The organism is Rhizobium sp. H4 (assembly GCF_003013335.1).
GTDB classification, from domain to species: domain Bacteria; phylum Pseudomonadota; class Alphaproteobacteria; order Rhizobiales; family Rhizobiaceae; genus Rhizobium; species Rhizobium sophoriradicis.
The window spans coordinates 138499-153362 of sequence record NZ_PSOW01000007.1; the positions used below are offsets into that span (position 1 = coordinate 138499).

The 14864-nt window shown below is 61.2% G+C and carries 16 protein-coding genes; 4 read left to right on the forward strand and 12 right to left on the reverse strand.

What is annotated here, in order from left to right; genetic code table 11:
* Positions 1 to 6 precede the first annotated feature (6 nt).
* From purL to C4N04_RS12865, 3 genes are all read right to left on the reverse strand, one after another.
* Positions 7 to 2238, reverse strand: a complete 2232-nt coding sequence (gene purL / locus C4N04_RS12855; protein ID WP_038689219.1) for a phosphoribosylformylglycinamidine synthase subunit PurL — start codon at positions 2236 to 2238, stop codon at positions 7 to 9.
* A 171-nt stretch (positions 2239 to 2409) separates the two neighbouring features.
* Entirely contained in the window at positions 2410 to 2985 is a 576-nt protein-coding gene (locus C4N04_RS12860; protein ID WP_096761787.1) for an acyloxyacyl hydrolase, read from the reverse strand.
* Positions 2986 to 3107: 122 nt separating this feature from the next.
* Positions 3108 to 4526, reverse strand: coding sequence for a PLP-dependent aminotransferase family protein (locus C4N04_RS12865; RefSeq protein WP_106796165.1), 1419 nt, complete (start codon positions 4524 to 4526; stop codon positions 3108 to 3110).
* Between the two features lie 81 nt (positions 4527 to 4607).
* On the opposite strand from C4N04_RS12865, the gene C4N04_RS12870 reads away from it, so the two are divergent.
* Positions 4608 to 4865 (forward strand): DUF1127 domain-containing protein, encoded by a 258-nt coding sequence (locus C4N04_RS12870; RefSeq protein ID WP_010060226.1) that lies wholly within the window; start codon positions 4608 to 4610, stop codon positions 4863 to 4865.
* 27 nt (positions 4866 to 4892) lie between these two features.
* Here C4N04_RS12870 and C4N04_RS12875 read toward each other — a convergent pair whose 3' ends face one another.
* The 7 genes from C4N04_RS12875 to C4N04_RS12905 form a co-directional block, all read right to left on the reverse strand.
* Complete coding sequence (locus C4N04_RS12875) at positions 4893 to 5285, reverse strand: hypothetical protein (protein WP_038689213.1); 393 nt, start codon at positions 5283 to 5285, stop codon at positions 4893 to 4895.
* 83 nt (positions 5286 to 5368) lie between these two features.
* Complete coding sequence (purQ, locus tag C4N04_RS12880) at positions 5369 to 6040, reverse strand: phosphoribosylformylglycinamidine synthase subunit PurQ (protein WP_077989220.1); 672 nt, start codon at positions 6038 to 6040, stop codon at positions 5369 to 5371.
* Positions 6037 to 6591, reverse strand: a complete 555-nt coding sequence (locus tag C4N04_RS12885; protein WP_077989219.1) for an RNA 2'-phosphotransferase — start codon at positions 6589 to 6591, stop codon at positions 6037 to 6039. The genes purQ and C4N04_RS12885 overlap by 4 nt, the downstream gene beginning before the upstream one ends.
* A 41-nt stretch (positions 6592 to 6632) precedes the next feature.
* On the reverse strand, positions 6633 to 6878 hold the full coding sequence (gene purS, locus C4N04_RS12890; protein ID WP_038689209.1) for a phosphoribosylformylglycinamidine synthase subunit PurS: 246 nt from the start codon (positions 6876 to 6878) through the stop codon (positions 6633 to 6635).
* 15 nt (positions 6879 to 6893) lie between these two features.
* Positions 6894 to 7658 (reverse strand): phosphoribosylaminoimidazolesuccinocarboxamide synthase, encoded by a 765-nt coding sequence (purC, locus tag C4N04_RS12895; protein WP_004676256.1) that lies wholly within the window; start codon positions 7656 to 7658, stop codon positions 6894 to 6896.
* 249 nt (positions 7659 to 7907) lie between these two features.
* Positions 7908 to 10202, reverse strand: a complete 2295-nt coding sequence (locus C4N04_RS12900; protein ID WP_106796166.1) for an EAL domain-containing protein — start codon at positions 10200 to 10202, stop codon at positions 7908 to 7910.
* 91 nt (positions 10203 to 10293) lie between these two features.
* Complete coding sequence (locus tag C4N04_RS12905) at positions 10294 to 10851, reverse strand: alpha/beta hydrolase (RefSeq protein WP_010060721.1); 558 nt, start codon at positions 10849 to 10851, stop codon at positions 10294 to 10296.
* Between the two features lie 173 nt (positions 10852 to 11024).
* Here C4N04_RS12905 and C4N04_RS12910 point away from each other — a divergent pair, with 173 nt between their 5' ends.
* The 3 genes from C4N04_RS12910 (at position 11025) to C4N04_RS12920 (ending at position 12875) form a co-directional block, all read left to right on the forward strand.
* Positions 11025 to 11828 carry a DUF2189 domain-containing protein gene (locus tag C4N04_RS12910; protein ID WP_010060723.1) on the forward strand — a complete coding sequence of 268 codons (804 nt, stop codon included), beginning with the start codon at positions 11025 to 11027 and terminating at the stop codon, positions 11826 to 11828.
* Positions 11829 to 11931: 103 nt separating this feature from the next.
* Complete coding sequence (locus tag C4N04_RS12915; protein ID WP_077989217.1) at positions 11932 to 12411, forward strand: low affinity iron permease family protein; 480 nt, start codon at positions 11932 to 11934, stop codon at positions 12409 to 12411.
* Between the two features lie 53 nt (positions 12412 to 12464).
* Positions 12465 to 12875: a hypothetical protein gene (locus C4N04_RS12920; RefSeq protein WP_009989950.1), complete on the forward strand. Its 411-nt coding sequence runs from the start codon at positions 12465 to 12467 to the stop codon at positions 12873 to 12875.
* A gap of 62 nt (positions 12876 to 12937) precedes the next feature.
* On the opposite strand, the gene purB is transcribed toward C4N04_RS12920, so the two are convergent.
* Positions 12938 to 14245 carry an adenylosuccinate lyase gene (purB, locus tag C4N04_RS12925; RefSeq protein ID WP_077989216.1) on the reverse strand — a complete coding sequence of 436 codons (1308 nt, stop codon included), beginning with the start codon at positions 14243 to 14245 and terminating at the stop codon, positions 12938 to 12940.
* 126 nt (positions 14246 to 14371) lie between these two features.
* Positions 14372 to 14857 carry a hypothetical protein gene (locus tag C4N04_RS12930; RefSeq protein WP_106796167.1) on the reverse strand — a complete coding sequence of 162 codons (486 nt, stop codon included), beginning with the start codon at positions 14855 to 14857 and terminating at the stop codon, positions 14372 to 14374.
* Between the last annotated feature and the right edge of the window lie 7 nt (positions 14858 to 14864).

Sequence of the window (14864 nt, forward strand, 5' to 3'; positions counted from 1 at the left end):
TGCGCATTATTCCGCGGCGAGTTCGCCGCGGCCTTCCATGAAATCAGGGAACCACGATTCATGGGTATCGCGCAATTGCTGAATCGGCAGCGCAATGAGATCGCCGACGACGAGCGCATCGCCACCGACCGTGCCGAGGCGGCGGAAAGGGACGCCGGCGCCTTCCGCATTGGCGCAGACGAAATCCGCCACATCGGCCGGCACCGTCAGCACATAACGCGCCTGATCTTCGCCGAAGAGCAGCGCATGCGGCGCACCCTTGCATTCGCCGAGATCGATCGTCAGCCCCTTGCCGGATGCCATGACCATTTCAGCCAGTGCGACGGCAAGGCCGCCCGAGGAAATGTCGTGGCAGGCGGTTGCCTGATCGTTGCGGATGACGGAGCGGACAAAATCGCCGTTGCGGCGTTCGGCGAAGAGATCCACTTCGGGGGCGGGACCTTCGCGGCTGTCGAGCACATCCCTGAGATAGACGGACTGGCCGAGATGGCTGCCGTCGAGGCCGATCATGATCACCTTGTCGCCGGCGTTGGCGCTGCCGATGCGAACCATCTTGCGCCAGTCCGGCAGCAGGCCGACGCCTGCAATCGTCGGCGTCGGCAGGATGGCGACGCCGTTGGTCTCGTTGTAAAGCGAGACGTTTCCCGACACGATCGGGAAGTCGAGCGCGCGGCAGGCCTCGCCGATGCCCTTCACCGCCTGAACGAACTGGCCCATGATCTCCGGCTTTTCGGGATTGCCGAAGTTGAGATTGTCGGTGGCGGCGAGCGGTTCGGCGCCCGTCGCGGTGATGTTTCGCCAGCATTCGGCGACCGCCTGCTTGCCGCCTTCGAAGGGATCGGCCTCGACATAACGCGGCGTCACGTCGGAAGAGAAGGCAAGCGCTTTGCTCTTATGGCCGTCGACGCGCACGACGCCGGCGTCGCCGCCCGGAAGCTGCAGCGAATTGCCCTGGATCAGCGTGTCATATTGCTCATAGACCCAGCGTCGGCTCGACTGGTTGGCCGAGCCGACGAGCTGCAGCAGCGCCTGGCCGTAATTCTTCGGTGCGGCGACGAGGTTGGCGGGCAGGGGGGCAGGCTTGCCGGATTCGCGCCAGGGGCGATCATATTCCGGCGCCTGATCGCCGAGATCCTTGATCGGCAGATTGGCGACTTCTTCGCCCTGGTGCACGACGCGGAAGCGCAGGTCGTCGGTCGTCTTGCCGACGATGGCGAAATCGAGGCCCCATTTGACGAAGATCGCCTTGGCCTGCTCTTCCTTCTCCGGCTGCAGCACCATGAGCATGCGCTCCTGGCTTTCCGACAGCATCATCTCATAGGCGGTCATCCGCTCTTCGCGCACCGGCACCTTGTCGAGCTCGAGCAGGATGCCGAGATCGCCCTTGGCGCCCATTTCGACGGCCGAGCAGGTGAGGCCGGCAGCACCCATGTCCTGGATGGCGATGACGGCGCCGGTCTGCATCAGTTCCAGGCAGGCTTCGAGCAGGCACTTTTCGGTGAAGGGGTCGCCGACCTGAACGGTCGGGCGCTTTTCCTCGATCGATTCGTCGAATTCGGCCGACGCCATGGTGGCGCCGCCGACGCCGTCGCGGCCGGTCTTGGCGCCGAGATAGACGACCGGAAGGCCGACGCCCTTGGCTTCGGATAGGAAGATGGCGTTGGATTTGGCAATGCCGGCGGCAAAGGCGTTGACGAGGATGTTGCCGTTGTAGCGGGCGTCGAACTCGACCTCGCCGCCGACCGTCGGCACGCCGAAGGAATTGCCGTAGCCGCCGACGCCGGAAACGACGCCGGAAACGAGGTGGCGGGTCTTCGGATGATCCGGCTCGCCGAAGCGCAGGGCGTTCATCGCGGCGATCGGGCGCGCACCCATGGTGAAGACGTCGCGCAGGATGCCGCCGACACCGGTCGCAGCACCCTGGTAGGGTTCGATGTAGGAGGGGTGGTTGTGGCTCTCCATCTTGAAGACGACGCAGTCGCCGTCATCGATATCAACCACGCCGGCATTTTCGCCTGGCCCCTGGATGACGCGCGGCCCTTTGGTCGGCAGCGTGCGCAGCCATCTCTTCGAGGATTTGTAGGAGCAATGCTCGTTCCACATGGCCGAGAAGATGCCGAGCTCGGTGAAGGTCGGTTCGCGGCCGATCAAATCCAGGATGCGCTGGTACTCGTCCGGCTTCAGGCCATGGCCCGCGATGAGTTCCGGCGTGATCGGGATGGTGTTTGGAATGGTCATGAGCGGAAAGTCCCTGGCGCGTTTTGCGCTGTCTTTAGCTTAAGTAGCGGCGGCGCGCGACAGAAAAAAGCCTGCCGTCAACACAGTGAACTGACTCCCGAAAGTTGGACACCCAACTTCGGGGGCAGTTCACAGGGGCAGGCAGGCTTTTTTCATGAAGGCGGCAATTGCTCAGAACTTGTAGCCGATCTGGATGCCGGCGCGCGTCATGCCGTCGTTCGGGCCGTCGCAGAGATTGGCATGCGAGGAGTGGGCAATCTGGGCCATTACGTTCCAATGCGGGGTGAAACGATAGCCGGCGCCGGCATATTCGTGGAAGAGGACGCGGCAGCCGAGGTCCGGGCCGTCATCATTGTTGTCCAGGTCGCCGGTGTGGATGACGCCGCCGAAGCCGGCTTCGGCAAAGAGCTTCTCGTTGAGATCGACAGTCCAGGTGAAGCCGGTGAAGAATTGGGTGGCTTCACCCGCGGTGCCGATCGAGGTGCCGAGATGGACACGGGGACGCAGCAACTGTTGCTGCCAGCCGACGGCCTGCTCGTATCCGAAAGGGTCGAAGAGAGCGGTGATTTCGGGAAAGACGCCATCTTCCCGGGAATGTCCCGATTGCAGCGAGGTCGAGACCCCGAAACGCAGTTCATCAAATATCTGCTCGCCGGCGGATGCCGAGCCTGCGACGGTGCCGGCTACCGCTGCGAATAACGCCGTGGTCAAAAAACGCAACACGATGCTTCCAAAGTCCGCACTCATTTGCTGTCCCTTGATTCGCGTCAGGCGAGAATATCGAAGAGGTAGCATGCAGATTGAGTCGGTAAACGGCTGCGAATAGCCCCAGGCATTTTTTGTAGATTATGACGTGTATTTGCAACAGGTCAGATTTCACCATCATAGGCGGATCCGCCATTTTCCAGCAGCCGGCGCAAGATCATCAGGCCGGAGGTCAGTTCCTGCCCTGTCTTTGGCGAGGAAAAACCAATGCGGACTCGATGATAGGATTTCTCCCCGCGGGCTGCCTTGAACTCGTCCTCGTCGTCGACGAGCACACCATCCCGGAAAGCGGCATTCTTGAAGGTGCCCGACATCCAGGGCTCCGGCAATTTCAGCCAGAGGAAGGGCGCATGCGGGTGTGACGCAAAATCGAAGCCCTGCAGCTGCTCGCGAACGAGTCGGACACGCCGGGAGAGTTCCTCGACGCTCTGCTTGCGGATCTCGTGGGCAGTGCCGCTTTCGACGAGGCGTGCGCAGGTCTCGGCCAGAATGAAGGGTAGGCCGCCGGTGATCATCTTATGCGTCACCCGGATGCGCTGGGCAAAATGCGGCGGGCAGGCGACCCAGCCGCCGCGTACGCCGGCGGCGACCGATTTCGACAGCCCGTTGACCAGGAAGGTGCGATCGGGGGCAAGTGAGGCGAGCAGTGGCGTATCATCGTCGGACATGCCGCCGTAGAGATCATCTTCGATCAGCCAGACGCTGTGTTTCCTGGCGATCGCGGCGATTGCCGCGCGCCGCTCGAGGGGCATGATCGTCACCGTCGGATTGTGAACGGTCGGCATCAGGAAGGCGATCTTTGGATGTTGTTGCTGGCAGAGCCGCTCGAAATCGTCCGGGATCACTCCTTGTTCGTCTGAATCGACCGTCAGCGTGCGGCGTCCGAGAAGGCGGGCGCTGCGGCTGACCTGCGTATAGGTGAGATCCTCAAAGACGATCTTGTCGCCCGGCGCCGAGACGGCGGCGATGGCTGCAACCGCCGCCGCATGAGCGCCGAGCGTCGGCACTATGTTTTCGACATCCGGCGTCCAGCCGCTGCGGGTAAGCCAGAGACGACCGGATTCGAACCAGTTGCGCGGAAACGTGCGGGAATAGGACGAAATCTCGGCGAGATGCTGTTCGCCGATCTCGGCTAGGATGCCGGATATGATCTTGCCCTGGCCGAGATCTGGTGCGGCCGTGGTATCGAAGCGGATTTTGTCGGCAGGCGCGTCCTGGACGCGGGTGCCACTGAGCGAGACAGTCAGCGGGTCGGTCTGTTCGCCGGGCTGCGTCTCGGAGCGGTTCAGCACATAGGTGCCGCGCCCGACCTCGCCGGCGACCAGGCCGCGCTCATGCACCAGCGCATAGGCGCGGCCGATCGTGCCGATGGTCACGCCGATATCATAGGCGAGGTTGCGTTGCGGCGGCAATTTGCTGCCGGCGGGTAGGGCGCCGCTCGCGATGGCGGATTCAATGCTGTCGGCAAGCCGGAGATAGACCGGCCCGGAACCGCGGGAAAGATCAGGAAGCCAATTTGTCATGGTGACAATTGTATATATTGGCACATTGTATCGGTCAAGCGTATGAGTCAATTCCAGTGGCAAACCGAGAGGATTTCTGGAATGTCTGCCTTGCCTGAGATCAAAATGCCAATTGTACCGATTGTCTCTTATGAAGATAGGAGGCAGGTCGTCCTTCCCGCGGCGCCTCCTGAGGTGACGACGCGTTTGGGGCGGATTTGGACCGCAATTCTTCTCTGGCATCAGAAGCGGGAAGGCCGGCGGGCGCTGAGAGGCCTGACGACGAGCGAGCTCAAGGATATCGGCGTGTCGCAGTCCGAAGCCGCACGCGAAGTCGGCAAGTCGTTCTTCTGGGACTGAATGCGTTATCGGGATCGCCGGCTGCGATCAGCTGCAGGCTTTGTTGCCGCCCGACCAGCGATTGACGTCGGCGACGATGCGGTCGGCGACCGGTTCCGACATCATCGGACCGAAGGCCTGGAGACGCGACGGGCTTCCCTCGGCCTGAACGACAAGCAGCGGCCGGCTTTCCGGGCTGCCCTTGTGGACGAGCAGGATGCGGGGCCGGCCGGTGAAGGAGTTGAGCTCCGGGGCGAGTTTATAGGCTGCAAAAGCGGGGTCACCTGACTTGAACCAGCATGCACTGGCGCCGAGCGCCACGCGTTCCATCGTCGGCAGCGCGGCGCGGTTGGGGCCTGTCGTCGGCGCCGGCGTCTGGCAGGCTGCGAGCATGGCTGCGAGAGCGGTCAACAAAGCGGGGTTTGCGAGGCGATGGCGCATCGATCTTGCTCCGATCCAGACGGAATTTTCGTGTGCATGCCGTTGCCCAAGACCGCGCGCGCTTTTAGGCAACGAGCAGGGGCTCAGGCGGCGATGACGTCGAGCGCCGAGGCGAAAAGGCCGCGGCCGTCCGAACCGCCATGGGCGGCTTCGATCAGGTTTTCCGGATGCGGCATCATGCCGAGCACGTTGCCCTTTTCGTTCATGACCGCGGCGATATCGTTGAGCGAGCCGTTGGGGTTGGTGCCTTCGGCATAACGGAAGACAACCTGGCCATTGCCTTCGATTTTCGCCAGCGTGGCTTCGTCGGCGAAATAATTGCCGTCATGATGGGCAACGGGGCACCGGATGACCTGGCCTTGCGCGTAGGCGCGGGTGAAATCCGTCTCGGCATTGACCACTTCAAGCTTGATCTCGCGGCAGACGAATTTCAGCGAGGCATTTCGCATCAGCGCGCCGGGCAGCAGGCCTGCCTCGACGAGGATCTGGAAGCCGTTGCAGACGCCGAGCACTTTCACGCCCTTTGCAGCCTTGTCGATGATCGCCTGCATGACCGGCATGCGGGCGGCGATCGCGCCGCAACGCAGGTAGTCGCCATAGGAGAAGCCGCCGGGAATGACGATCAGGTCGACTTCAGGGATTTCGGCTTCCGTCTGCCAGATCGTCATCGGCTCGCGGCCGGAGATCTTGGTCAGGGCTGCGATCATGTCGCGGTCGCGGTTAAGGCCCGGAAGTTGAACGACAGCTGATTTCATGGGGTCCCTGCGTCTGGCGAAATATATTGAACTGGAACGCTTTCGGTGAGCCATACTCCATTGTCGGAGACAAAGAAAGAATGACCCGCGGAAAACATAGCGGCCGCGTCGACGCGCAGGATGACATATTCGCCCTTGCGGCGCATCGCCACGATTTTCGCCGTTTTGACATCGGCCGACAGATGCACGTGGTGGCGCTGCATCTTCTTCAAGCCCTCGCGCTCAATCGAGTGCCAGGCAATCGCGGAGGTGCCGTGGAAAAGAGCTGCAGGCGGTTCGACCGCAGTCAGCGCGAGATCGACGTCGACGCTGTGACCCTGGTTCGCGCGAATTCTGTTGTCGGCCAGCGTGAAGCGCTTCTTCGGATTGTTTTCGACAATCTCGATAATGTCGGCGCGGGAAACGTCATATTTCGACGCCACCGCTTGTTCGAGCGCCTCGAACGACACCCAGCCCTCCGGATCGAGTGTCAAGCCTGCGGCCTCCGGCGCATGACGCAAAACATAGCTCATATATTTGGAGACTTCCGTCTCCAGCTTTGCTTTCGTCATGACGCTAAATCCTCAAAATCTACCGGCAGGCAGGTCTGTGATCATCCGTCGATCGCGATCGCGTAGTTCTCGATCACCGTATTGGCGAGAAGTTTTTCGCACATCGCCTTGAGGTCGGCCTCGGCCTTCGCCTTGTCGGCGCCCTCGAGCTCCAGGTCGAAGACCTTGCCCTGTCTGATGTGGCCGACGCCCGAGAAGCCGAGGGCGCCGAGCGCGCCTTCGATGGCCTTGCCCTGCGGATCGAGAACGCCGTTTTTCAGCGTGACGGTGACACGAGCCTTGATCACTTTGTCTATCCTGCCTTACTTGACGAGAACCGGGCCGGTGCCGCGCACAGGCTCGTTTTCATTGATGATGCCGAGACGGCGTGCGACTTCGGAATAGGCTTCGAGCAAGCCGCCGAGATCGCGGCGGAAGCGGTCCTTGTCCATCTTTTCGCGGGTTTCGATATCCCAGAGCCGGCAGCTGTCCGGCGAGATCTCGTCGGCGAGGATGATGCGCATCATATCGCCTTCGAAGAGGCGGCCGCATTCGATCTTGAAATCGACGAGCTGGATGCCGACGCCGAGGAAAAGACCGGTCATGAAATCGTTGACGCGGATGGCAAGCGCCATGATGTCGTCGAGTTCGGCCGGATTGGCCCAGCCGAAGGCGGTGATGTGCTCTTCCGAGACCATCGGATCGTCCAGCGCATCGGATTTGTAATAGAATTCGATGATCGAACGCGGCAGCACGACGCCTTCTTCGATGCCGAGGCGCTTGGCCAGCGAACCGGCGGCGACGTTGCGCACGACGATCTCAAGCGGGATCATCTCCACTTCCTTGATCAACTGCTCGCGCATATTGAGCCGGCGGATGAAATGAGTGGGGATGCCGATTTTGTTCAGATGGCTGAAGATATATTCGGAAATGCGGTTGTTGAGGACGCCCTTGCCGTCGATGACCTCATGTTTCTTCTTGTTGAAGGCGGTGGCATCGTCCTTGAAAAACTGGATCAAGGTGCCCGGTTCCGGACCCTCATACAGAATCTTTGCCTTGCCCTCGTAGATACGGCGGCGACGGTTCATCGTGGTCATTCTCTGTTGTTGGCGCTCTTGGGATGGCGCGAGTGGATCGATCTCGTGGCGTCCCCTTAAAGGAAAAGAGTGAGTTTCACAATCCGCCTGTCGCTCCTTCCCCCGTTTCGGGATTTCCGGTCCCGGTTTCCGGATTTTACGGAATACCGCCAAGAGAATCGAATGAATTTGCAGGACGAGCCTAGCGCCTTTTCCTATAGGGTGGAATGAAGGCGAAATGGCGGGCCGCTTATACAGGTTTTATTTGGCGGCTCTTTCCGGCAGTGCGCGGCGAAGACGCGTCTGCAGGGCACGCGCAGTGGTCTGCCCCTGGCGCCAGCTTCCGGCACGGATGAAGGAGGGGATCTGCATCGCCGGCATCGGCCGGGCGAGGGCGTAGCCCTGCAGGGTGCCGCAGTCGAGTTCTTCGAGAATGCGGATGTGATCCGCCGTTTCGACGCCCTCGGCAATGACGCGGATGTTCAGCGAGCGGCCAATATCGATGATCGAGCCGACCAGCTTGCGCTGCTCGGCCGATTGCGGCAGCAGGCGGATCAGCTCGCGGTCGATCTTCAGCGTCGTCGGGCTCAGGCGCAGCAGGCTGACGATCGAGGCGTGGCCGGTGCCGAAATCGTCGATCTGGATGTCGATGCCGAGCTTGCGGAGCTTCTTGAGATTGGCCGCGACCAGCGCGTCGCAATCGTCCAGCGAGATCGATTCCAGCAGTTCGAAGGCGATGGCGCCGGGTTCTATCTTCAGGGCGCGGAGCTTTTTGCCGAGATCGGGATCGGCAAGCCGGCGGGCCGAAACGTTGACCGATACCTTCGGAATCGACAAGCCGTCCTTGATCCAGGCACGGCGGTCGGCCAGCGCACGCTCCAGGATCAGCGCGTCGATGGTCGAAACGACGTCGAGATCCTCGGCAATATCAAGAAAAAGGTCGGGCGTCATCAGCCCGCGCCGCGGATGCTGCCAGCGGGCCAGGGTTTCGATGCCCGTAACGTCGAGGGTTCGGGCATCGAACTGCAGCTGATAGAAGGGGATGAATTCACTGCGTTCGAGGCCGATCAGGATCTCGTCGGCGAGATGTTTGGCCAAGACGATGTCGCGGCGGTCGGAGGCGGAGAAGAATTCGAAGCGGTTGCGGCCGAGGCCCTTGGCGCGATAGAGCGCGATATCGGCATCGAGCAGCGTCTGCTTGGCGTCGAGCTTTGGACCGCTGTCGATGGCGATGCCGATGCTGGCGCCGAAACGGCAGTCGTGTCCCTCATATCTGACAGGTTTGCGCAATTCGCGGATCACGCGCTCGGCAAGGCCACCGATCTTCTTCGAGGCGGGATCGACGGTGCAGAGGATAACGAATTCATCGCCGCCGATGCGGGCGACGAAATCAGCGGCACGGACGGAGTTTCTCAGCACATTCGCCGCGTGCTGCAGCATGGCGTCCCCGGCCCGGTGGCCGAGCGTGTCGTTGATCTGCTTGAAACGGTCGAGATCGATGTGGAGGATCGCAAGCGCAAAGCTCTTGGCGCGGCATTCGGCCGAGCGCTCGTCCAGCATCTTGTCGAGATAGCGCCGGTTCGGAAGGCCGGTGAGGTAATCATGCAGCGCCAAGCGCTCGATGCTCTCCTTGGCGGCTTCGAGTTCGCGGTTGCGGGCCTCGGTCAGATCCTTGGCGCGCTGCAGCTCATTGCGCAGCGCGACGTCCTCGGTGACGTCCCAGTTGGCGCCGATGAGCTTGCGGTGGCCGTTGCCGTCGACGAAGAAGGCGGAGCGAGCGCGAATGATACGTTCGGCGCCGTCGCCGCGAATGATGCGATATTCCTGCTGGAAATCGCTGCCGCTTTCAACGCTGCGGCCGGCGAGGCCCAGTACGCGTTCGCGGTCGTCGGGATGCAGGCTTTTGGCCCAGGCGTCGGCCGCGATCTGATGCGGGGCGCCTTTCAGCCCGTAAATGGCAATGAGGCGATCGTCCCATTCGACCGTATCATTTTCGATATCGGCCTCGAAGACGCCGATATGGGAGATCTCCAGCGCCAGATCGAGCCGGCGCGACAAGCGCGACAGCGTCTCCTCGGCTTCCTTGCGGGCGGTGATATCGACATCCGTGCCGACGATTCGCGTCGGCACGCCGTTCTCGTCCCATTCCACGCAGGCGCCGCGGCAGTCGATCCAGACCCAGTGGCCGTCCCTGTGGCGCTCGCGGTATTGAAAGACCTGGTAATCCGGATCGCCGGCGTTCTGGCGCTCGATGGCATGGGCGACGAAATCGCGGTCGTCGGGATGGACGAGCTGCAGCCAGGCATTGTAATCGCCGGCGACCTCCTCGTCGGGGGCCATGCCTCGGATGGTTTTCCACGTGGGCGAGTAATATTTCCGGTCGAGGCGGTAGTTATGATCCCATACGCCAAGGCCGGAGCCGACCAGCGCATGGTTCCATCGGCTCTCCCGTTCCGCCAGCTCGGAACCGCCGGCTGCCCCGCCGACGCCGGCCTCAGCCGCTGTGGCATCGCCATGCGGGTTCTCGGCCTTTGGGTGGGCATTCTTCACGGGCATTCTCGCTTATTCATCTCGGGCGCAGTCTGCTGCCTTTCCATTAAGAAAGACTTAGAAAGCAATTGCTGAATTAACGAGAAGGCGGTTTTCCTCAAGCAGCGGAGAGACGGCTCAGGAACTGGGCGAAGACCATCGTGCCCTCGGGCCAGGGTCCGTGACCGGAATCGGCATTGATATGTCCCGCTTCACCGGCATCGACGAGAAAAGAGCCCCAGCTGCTGGCGATATCGTCGGCATGGTCGTAGCTGCCGAACGGGTCGTTGCGGCTCGCCACCGTGATCGACGGGAAGGGCAGCGGCTCGCGCGGGTAGGGGCCGAAGGTCATCAGATGCTTCGGGCGGATGTCGGGATTGGTGACATCGGGCGGGGCGACGAAGAAGGCGCCCGCCACCCGGTTGCGGAAAAGTGGGATGGCGTGGATCGCCGAGGGAACGCCGAGCGAATGGGCGACGAGAACGACGGGGCGGGTCGAGGCGTTCACCTCCTCGGCGATGCGAGCGATCCAGTCCTCGCGGACAGGCTTCGTCCATTCCGCCTGCTCGACGCGCCGCGCCGTGCTGAGCTTCGCTTCCCAGCGGCTTTGCCAGTGGCCGGGGCCGGAATTGGTGTAGCCGGGGATGATGAGGATATCTGCGTCTGAGGCTTTCATAGTGCCGCCGATGTGAGAAAGCCTGACGAAGATGTCAAGAGGCGGTCAAGGGAGAGAGCGACACGGGCATTGATATTTGTTATATTGCTCCAGTGCCGGTTGCGGATTTCGTATCGGCTTGCCCGCCGATGCGTGCCGCCGCCGATTAAGTCTCGGCTGAGGAGGAGAAAGCCATGGCGGCATTTCATGTCATGACCGGTGCCAGCGAAAGCTTGGCGCGGCCCGTCGTCAATCGCATTGGCATTGCTGACGTCTTCGACGCGTTAAAGCGCGGGCTCGACGATTTTAAGGAAAAACCTTCGCATTATGTGTTCTTGTGCCTGATGTATCCGATCGCCGGCATCTTCTTGACGCTATGGACCTCCGGCGCCAATCTTCTGCCGATGGTTTTCCCGCTGATGTCCGGTTTCGTGCTGATCGGCCCGATCGCGGCGATCGGCCTTTATGAGATCAGCCGCCGGCGCGAAGAAGGCCTGGATACGTCCTGGACGCATGCACTCGAAGTGCGCCATTCACCGGCACTGCCGTCGATCGTCGCGGTCGGGCTGATGCTTTTTGCCCTTTTCGTCGTCTGGCTGGTGACTGCGCAGACGCTTTACACCAATCTTCTCGGAGACGTGTTTCCGCGCACCATGGCGGATTTCACCCGCCAGGTCTTCGGTACGGCTGAAGGCCTGCAGCTGATCATCTGGGGCAATCTCATCGGCTTCGTCTTCGCGCTGGTGGTGCTGGCTATCTCCGTCATCACCTTTCCGCTGCTGCTCGACCGCGATGTCGGGGCCGTCGCCGCCGTCGTGACCTCGATCCGGGCCACGGTCGCCAATCCGGTGCCGGTGCTGCTGTGGGGTCTGATCGTCGCCGCACTCCTCGTCATCGGCACGATTCCGGTCTTTGCCGGGCTTGCGCTCGTCATGCCGATCCTCGGCCATGCGACCTGGCATCTCTACCGCAAGCTGGTTGCGCGGGAGATCGCCTAAACAGAGCCTTATTTCCCGGGGGTCGATTCCGATTTCCCCGGGAACCTCAAACCTGCCTCGGAGTTCTTAGCGTAGGCTTCGAGGGAGGATTTCAGAGGTGACGATGAAACATCTGTTCACCCGCTTCGCAACCAAGACATCGGAATGGGCGGGCAAGCCCGTCATCTTCATCCTGGCGCTGAGTGTCGTCATCATTTGGGCTTTGCTTGGGCCTTTCTTCGACTATTCGGAAACCTGGCAACTGATCATCAATACCGGCACGACGATCATCACCTTCCTGATGGTCTTCGTGCTGCAGAACGCCCAGACGCGCGACACGCGGGCGATCCAGGCCAAGCTCAACGAAATCATCCTGACGAGCCACGCCGAAAACCGCTTCATCGGCATCGAAAACCTCGACGAGGATGAGTTGAAGCATCTCGACCGACTTGTCGCCAAGGCTGCCAAGGGCAGGGGCGAGACGGAGGCGTGCAGGACGACGGATGCCGCAGAAACCGTTACGCCGAAAAAGACCGAGGCGCGCAAACGCCCTGGGAGTGCCAAAGCCTCGAAGATGAAACAACGGCCGCTTGAGAAAAGCTGAATTCTTCATTACGCTTTGTACGCATATCAGGTCTAATCTATTTTTTCGGGAAAATGCGCGATTCCTTTCTCAGAGAGCCGCAGGTCGAGTTGTTTTTTCAGGCCTATCTCATAGGACTGCTATTGGGCCATTTGCCATTTTTATCTGGTGACCTGGGCCTTGGTTTGCTGTTAGCGAAGTTTTTTTATTCGCTGCCAATCGTTTTTGTATTGTTCGTCTTTTATCGCATTAAATTTGTCTCAATAAATTCGCGACCATTTTTATGGGGGTTCATCATCTTTATTGCGACTTTAGTCTTGGTTGTCGTGATATTCTTTTCGCTGCGAGGCGGCGTTGATGATTTCACACGGAATGATCTGGCATTGCTGGAAATCCTCTTGATGGTGTCTGCGCCTTCTCTCCTTGTTACATGCATCTACTTCCCGGTCGCGATCAGCCTGCGGCTGAGGCGGAGCGTCGGATAACCAAGTAGGAAATATATCGACAAGCGGCGTCATAGGGCGCCGCTTGCCTCATGGAAGATCCCTCAGGAGTTCCCAAACACCCGCCGGAAAATCGTATCCACGTGCTTGGTGTGGTACCCAAGATCGAACTTTTCGCGAATATCCTCCTCGGACAGCGCAGCGCGAACCTCCGCATCCGCCAGTAGCTCTTCCAAAAAGTCCTTGCCCTGTTCCCAGACCTTCATGGCGTTGCGCTGCACCAGGCGGTAGGCGTCCTCGCGGGAGGTGCCGGCCTGGGTCAGCGCCAGGAGGACGCGCTGGGAGTGGACGAGACCGCGGAACTTGTTGAGGTTCTTCTCCATGTTCTCCGGATAGACCAAGAGCTTTTCGATGACGCCGGCGAGGCGGGAGAGGGCGAAGTCGAGGGTGACGGTGGCGTCGGGGCCGATCATGCGCTCGACCGAGGAGTGCGAGATATCGCGCTCGTGCCAGAGGGCGACGTTTTCCATGGCCGGCATGGCGTAGGAGCGGACCATCCGGGCGAGGCCGGTGAGGTTTTCGGTGAGAACCGGGTTGCGCTTGTGGGGCATGGCCGAGGAGCCCTTCTGGCCAGGCGAGAAATATTCCTCGGCTTCCAGAACCTCGGTGCGCTGCAGGTGGCGGATCTCGGTAGCGAGCCGCTCGATCGAGGAGGCGACGACGCCGAGGGTGGCGAAATACATGGCGTGGCGGTCGCGCGGAATCACCTGGGTCGAGACCGGCTCGGCCTTCAGGCCGAGGGCCTCGGCGACATGTTCTTCGACGCGCGGATCGATATTGGCGAAGGTGCCGACGGCGCCCGAGATGGCGCAGGTCGCGACTTCTTCGCGGGCGGCGACGAGACGCTGGCGGCAGCGCTCGAATTCGGCATAGGCGAGCGCCAGCTTGACGCCGAAGGTTGTGGGCTCGGCGTGGATACCGTGCGAGCGGCCGATGGTGACGGTGTCCTTGTGTTCGAAGGCGCGGGTTTTCAGTGCCGCGAGCAAACGGTCGAGATCGGCAATCAGAATATCGGTGGCGCGCACCAGCTGGACGTTGAAGCAGGTGTCGAGCACGTCGGACGAGGTCATGCCCTGATGGACGAAGCGTGCATCGGGGCCGACGATCTCGGCAAGATGGGTCAGGAAAGCGATGACGTCATGTTTGGTGACAGCCTCGATCTCGTCGATCCGGGCGACATCGAAGGTGGCAGCGCCGCCTTTTTCCCAGATGGTCTTTGCCGCCGATTTCGGGATGACGCCGAGTTCGGCCAGCGCGTCGCAGGCATGCGCCTCGATCTCGAACCAGATGCGGAACTTGGTTTCGGGAGACCAGATGGCGACCATTTCGGGCCGGGAGTAACGCGGGATCATGGGCGGCTGCCTTCACTTCAAGAGGTTTGAGCGTCGAAGTTCTGTTTTCACGCAATTCCTGGGAAAGCCGCCTAGCGTCTTTGCTGAATTGCTTCAGCGCCCCTGTAGCAAAGACGGGCGGCAATCTCAACGCATGCGTTTGGCAAGATAGTAGCTGCTGACGACGAGGCAGACGAGACCGAGCGGCAGGAAAAGGCGCAGGCCGATCACCAGGAACTGATAGACGGCGCTGATGCTGGTGAAGATGAACTGGAAGACCCAGATGCCGCTTCCGAAGGGCGCGTGCCAGCGCGAATAGAAGATCCGATATTCCATCGCGAAGAGGAAGGCAGTCATCGCGATCGTGGCAGCGATCAGCGTGACGAAAAAGGCGGCGAAACGCGCCTCCGGCGGCTTGCCATTGGCAAGGAAGCGGGCGGCCGGCAAAGCGAAGGGCCAGGCGAGCAGGCCACCGAGGAAATAGAGCGTGGCGACTTCGGCAAGCCGGCTCGTCTCCAGGCCGTTGCGCAGATAGAGACCCAGCATGGCGGAGACGAGCATCTGCACGGCCCAAAGCAAGGCGCCGAGGATCAGATGGGAGTAGGGCGGCCATGCCGCCCTGAGGCGCTTCATGTCGGGA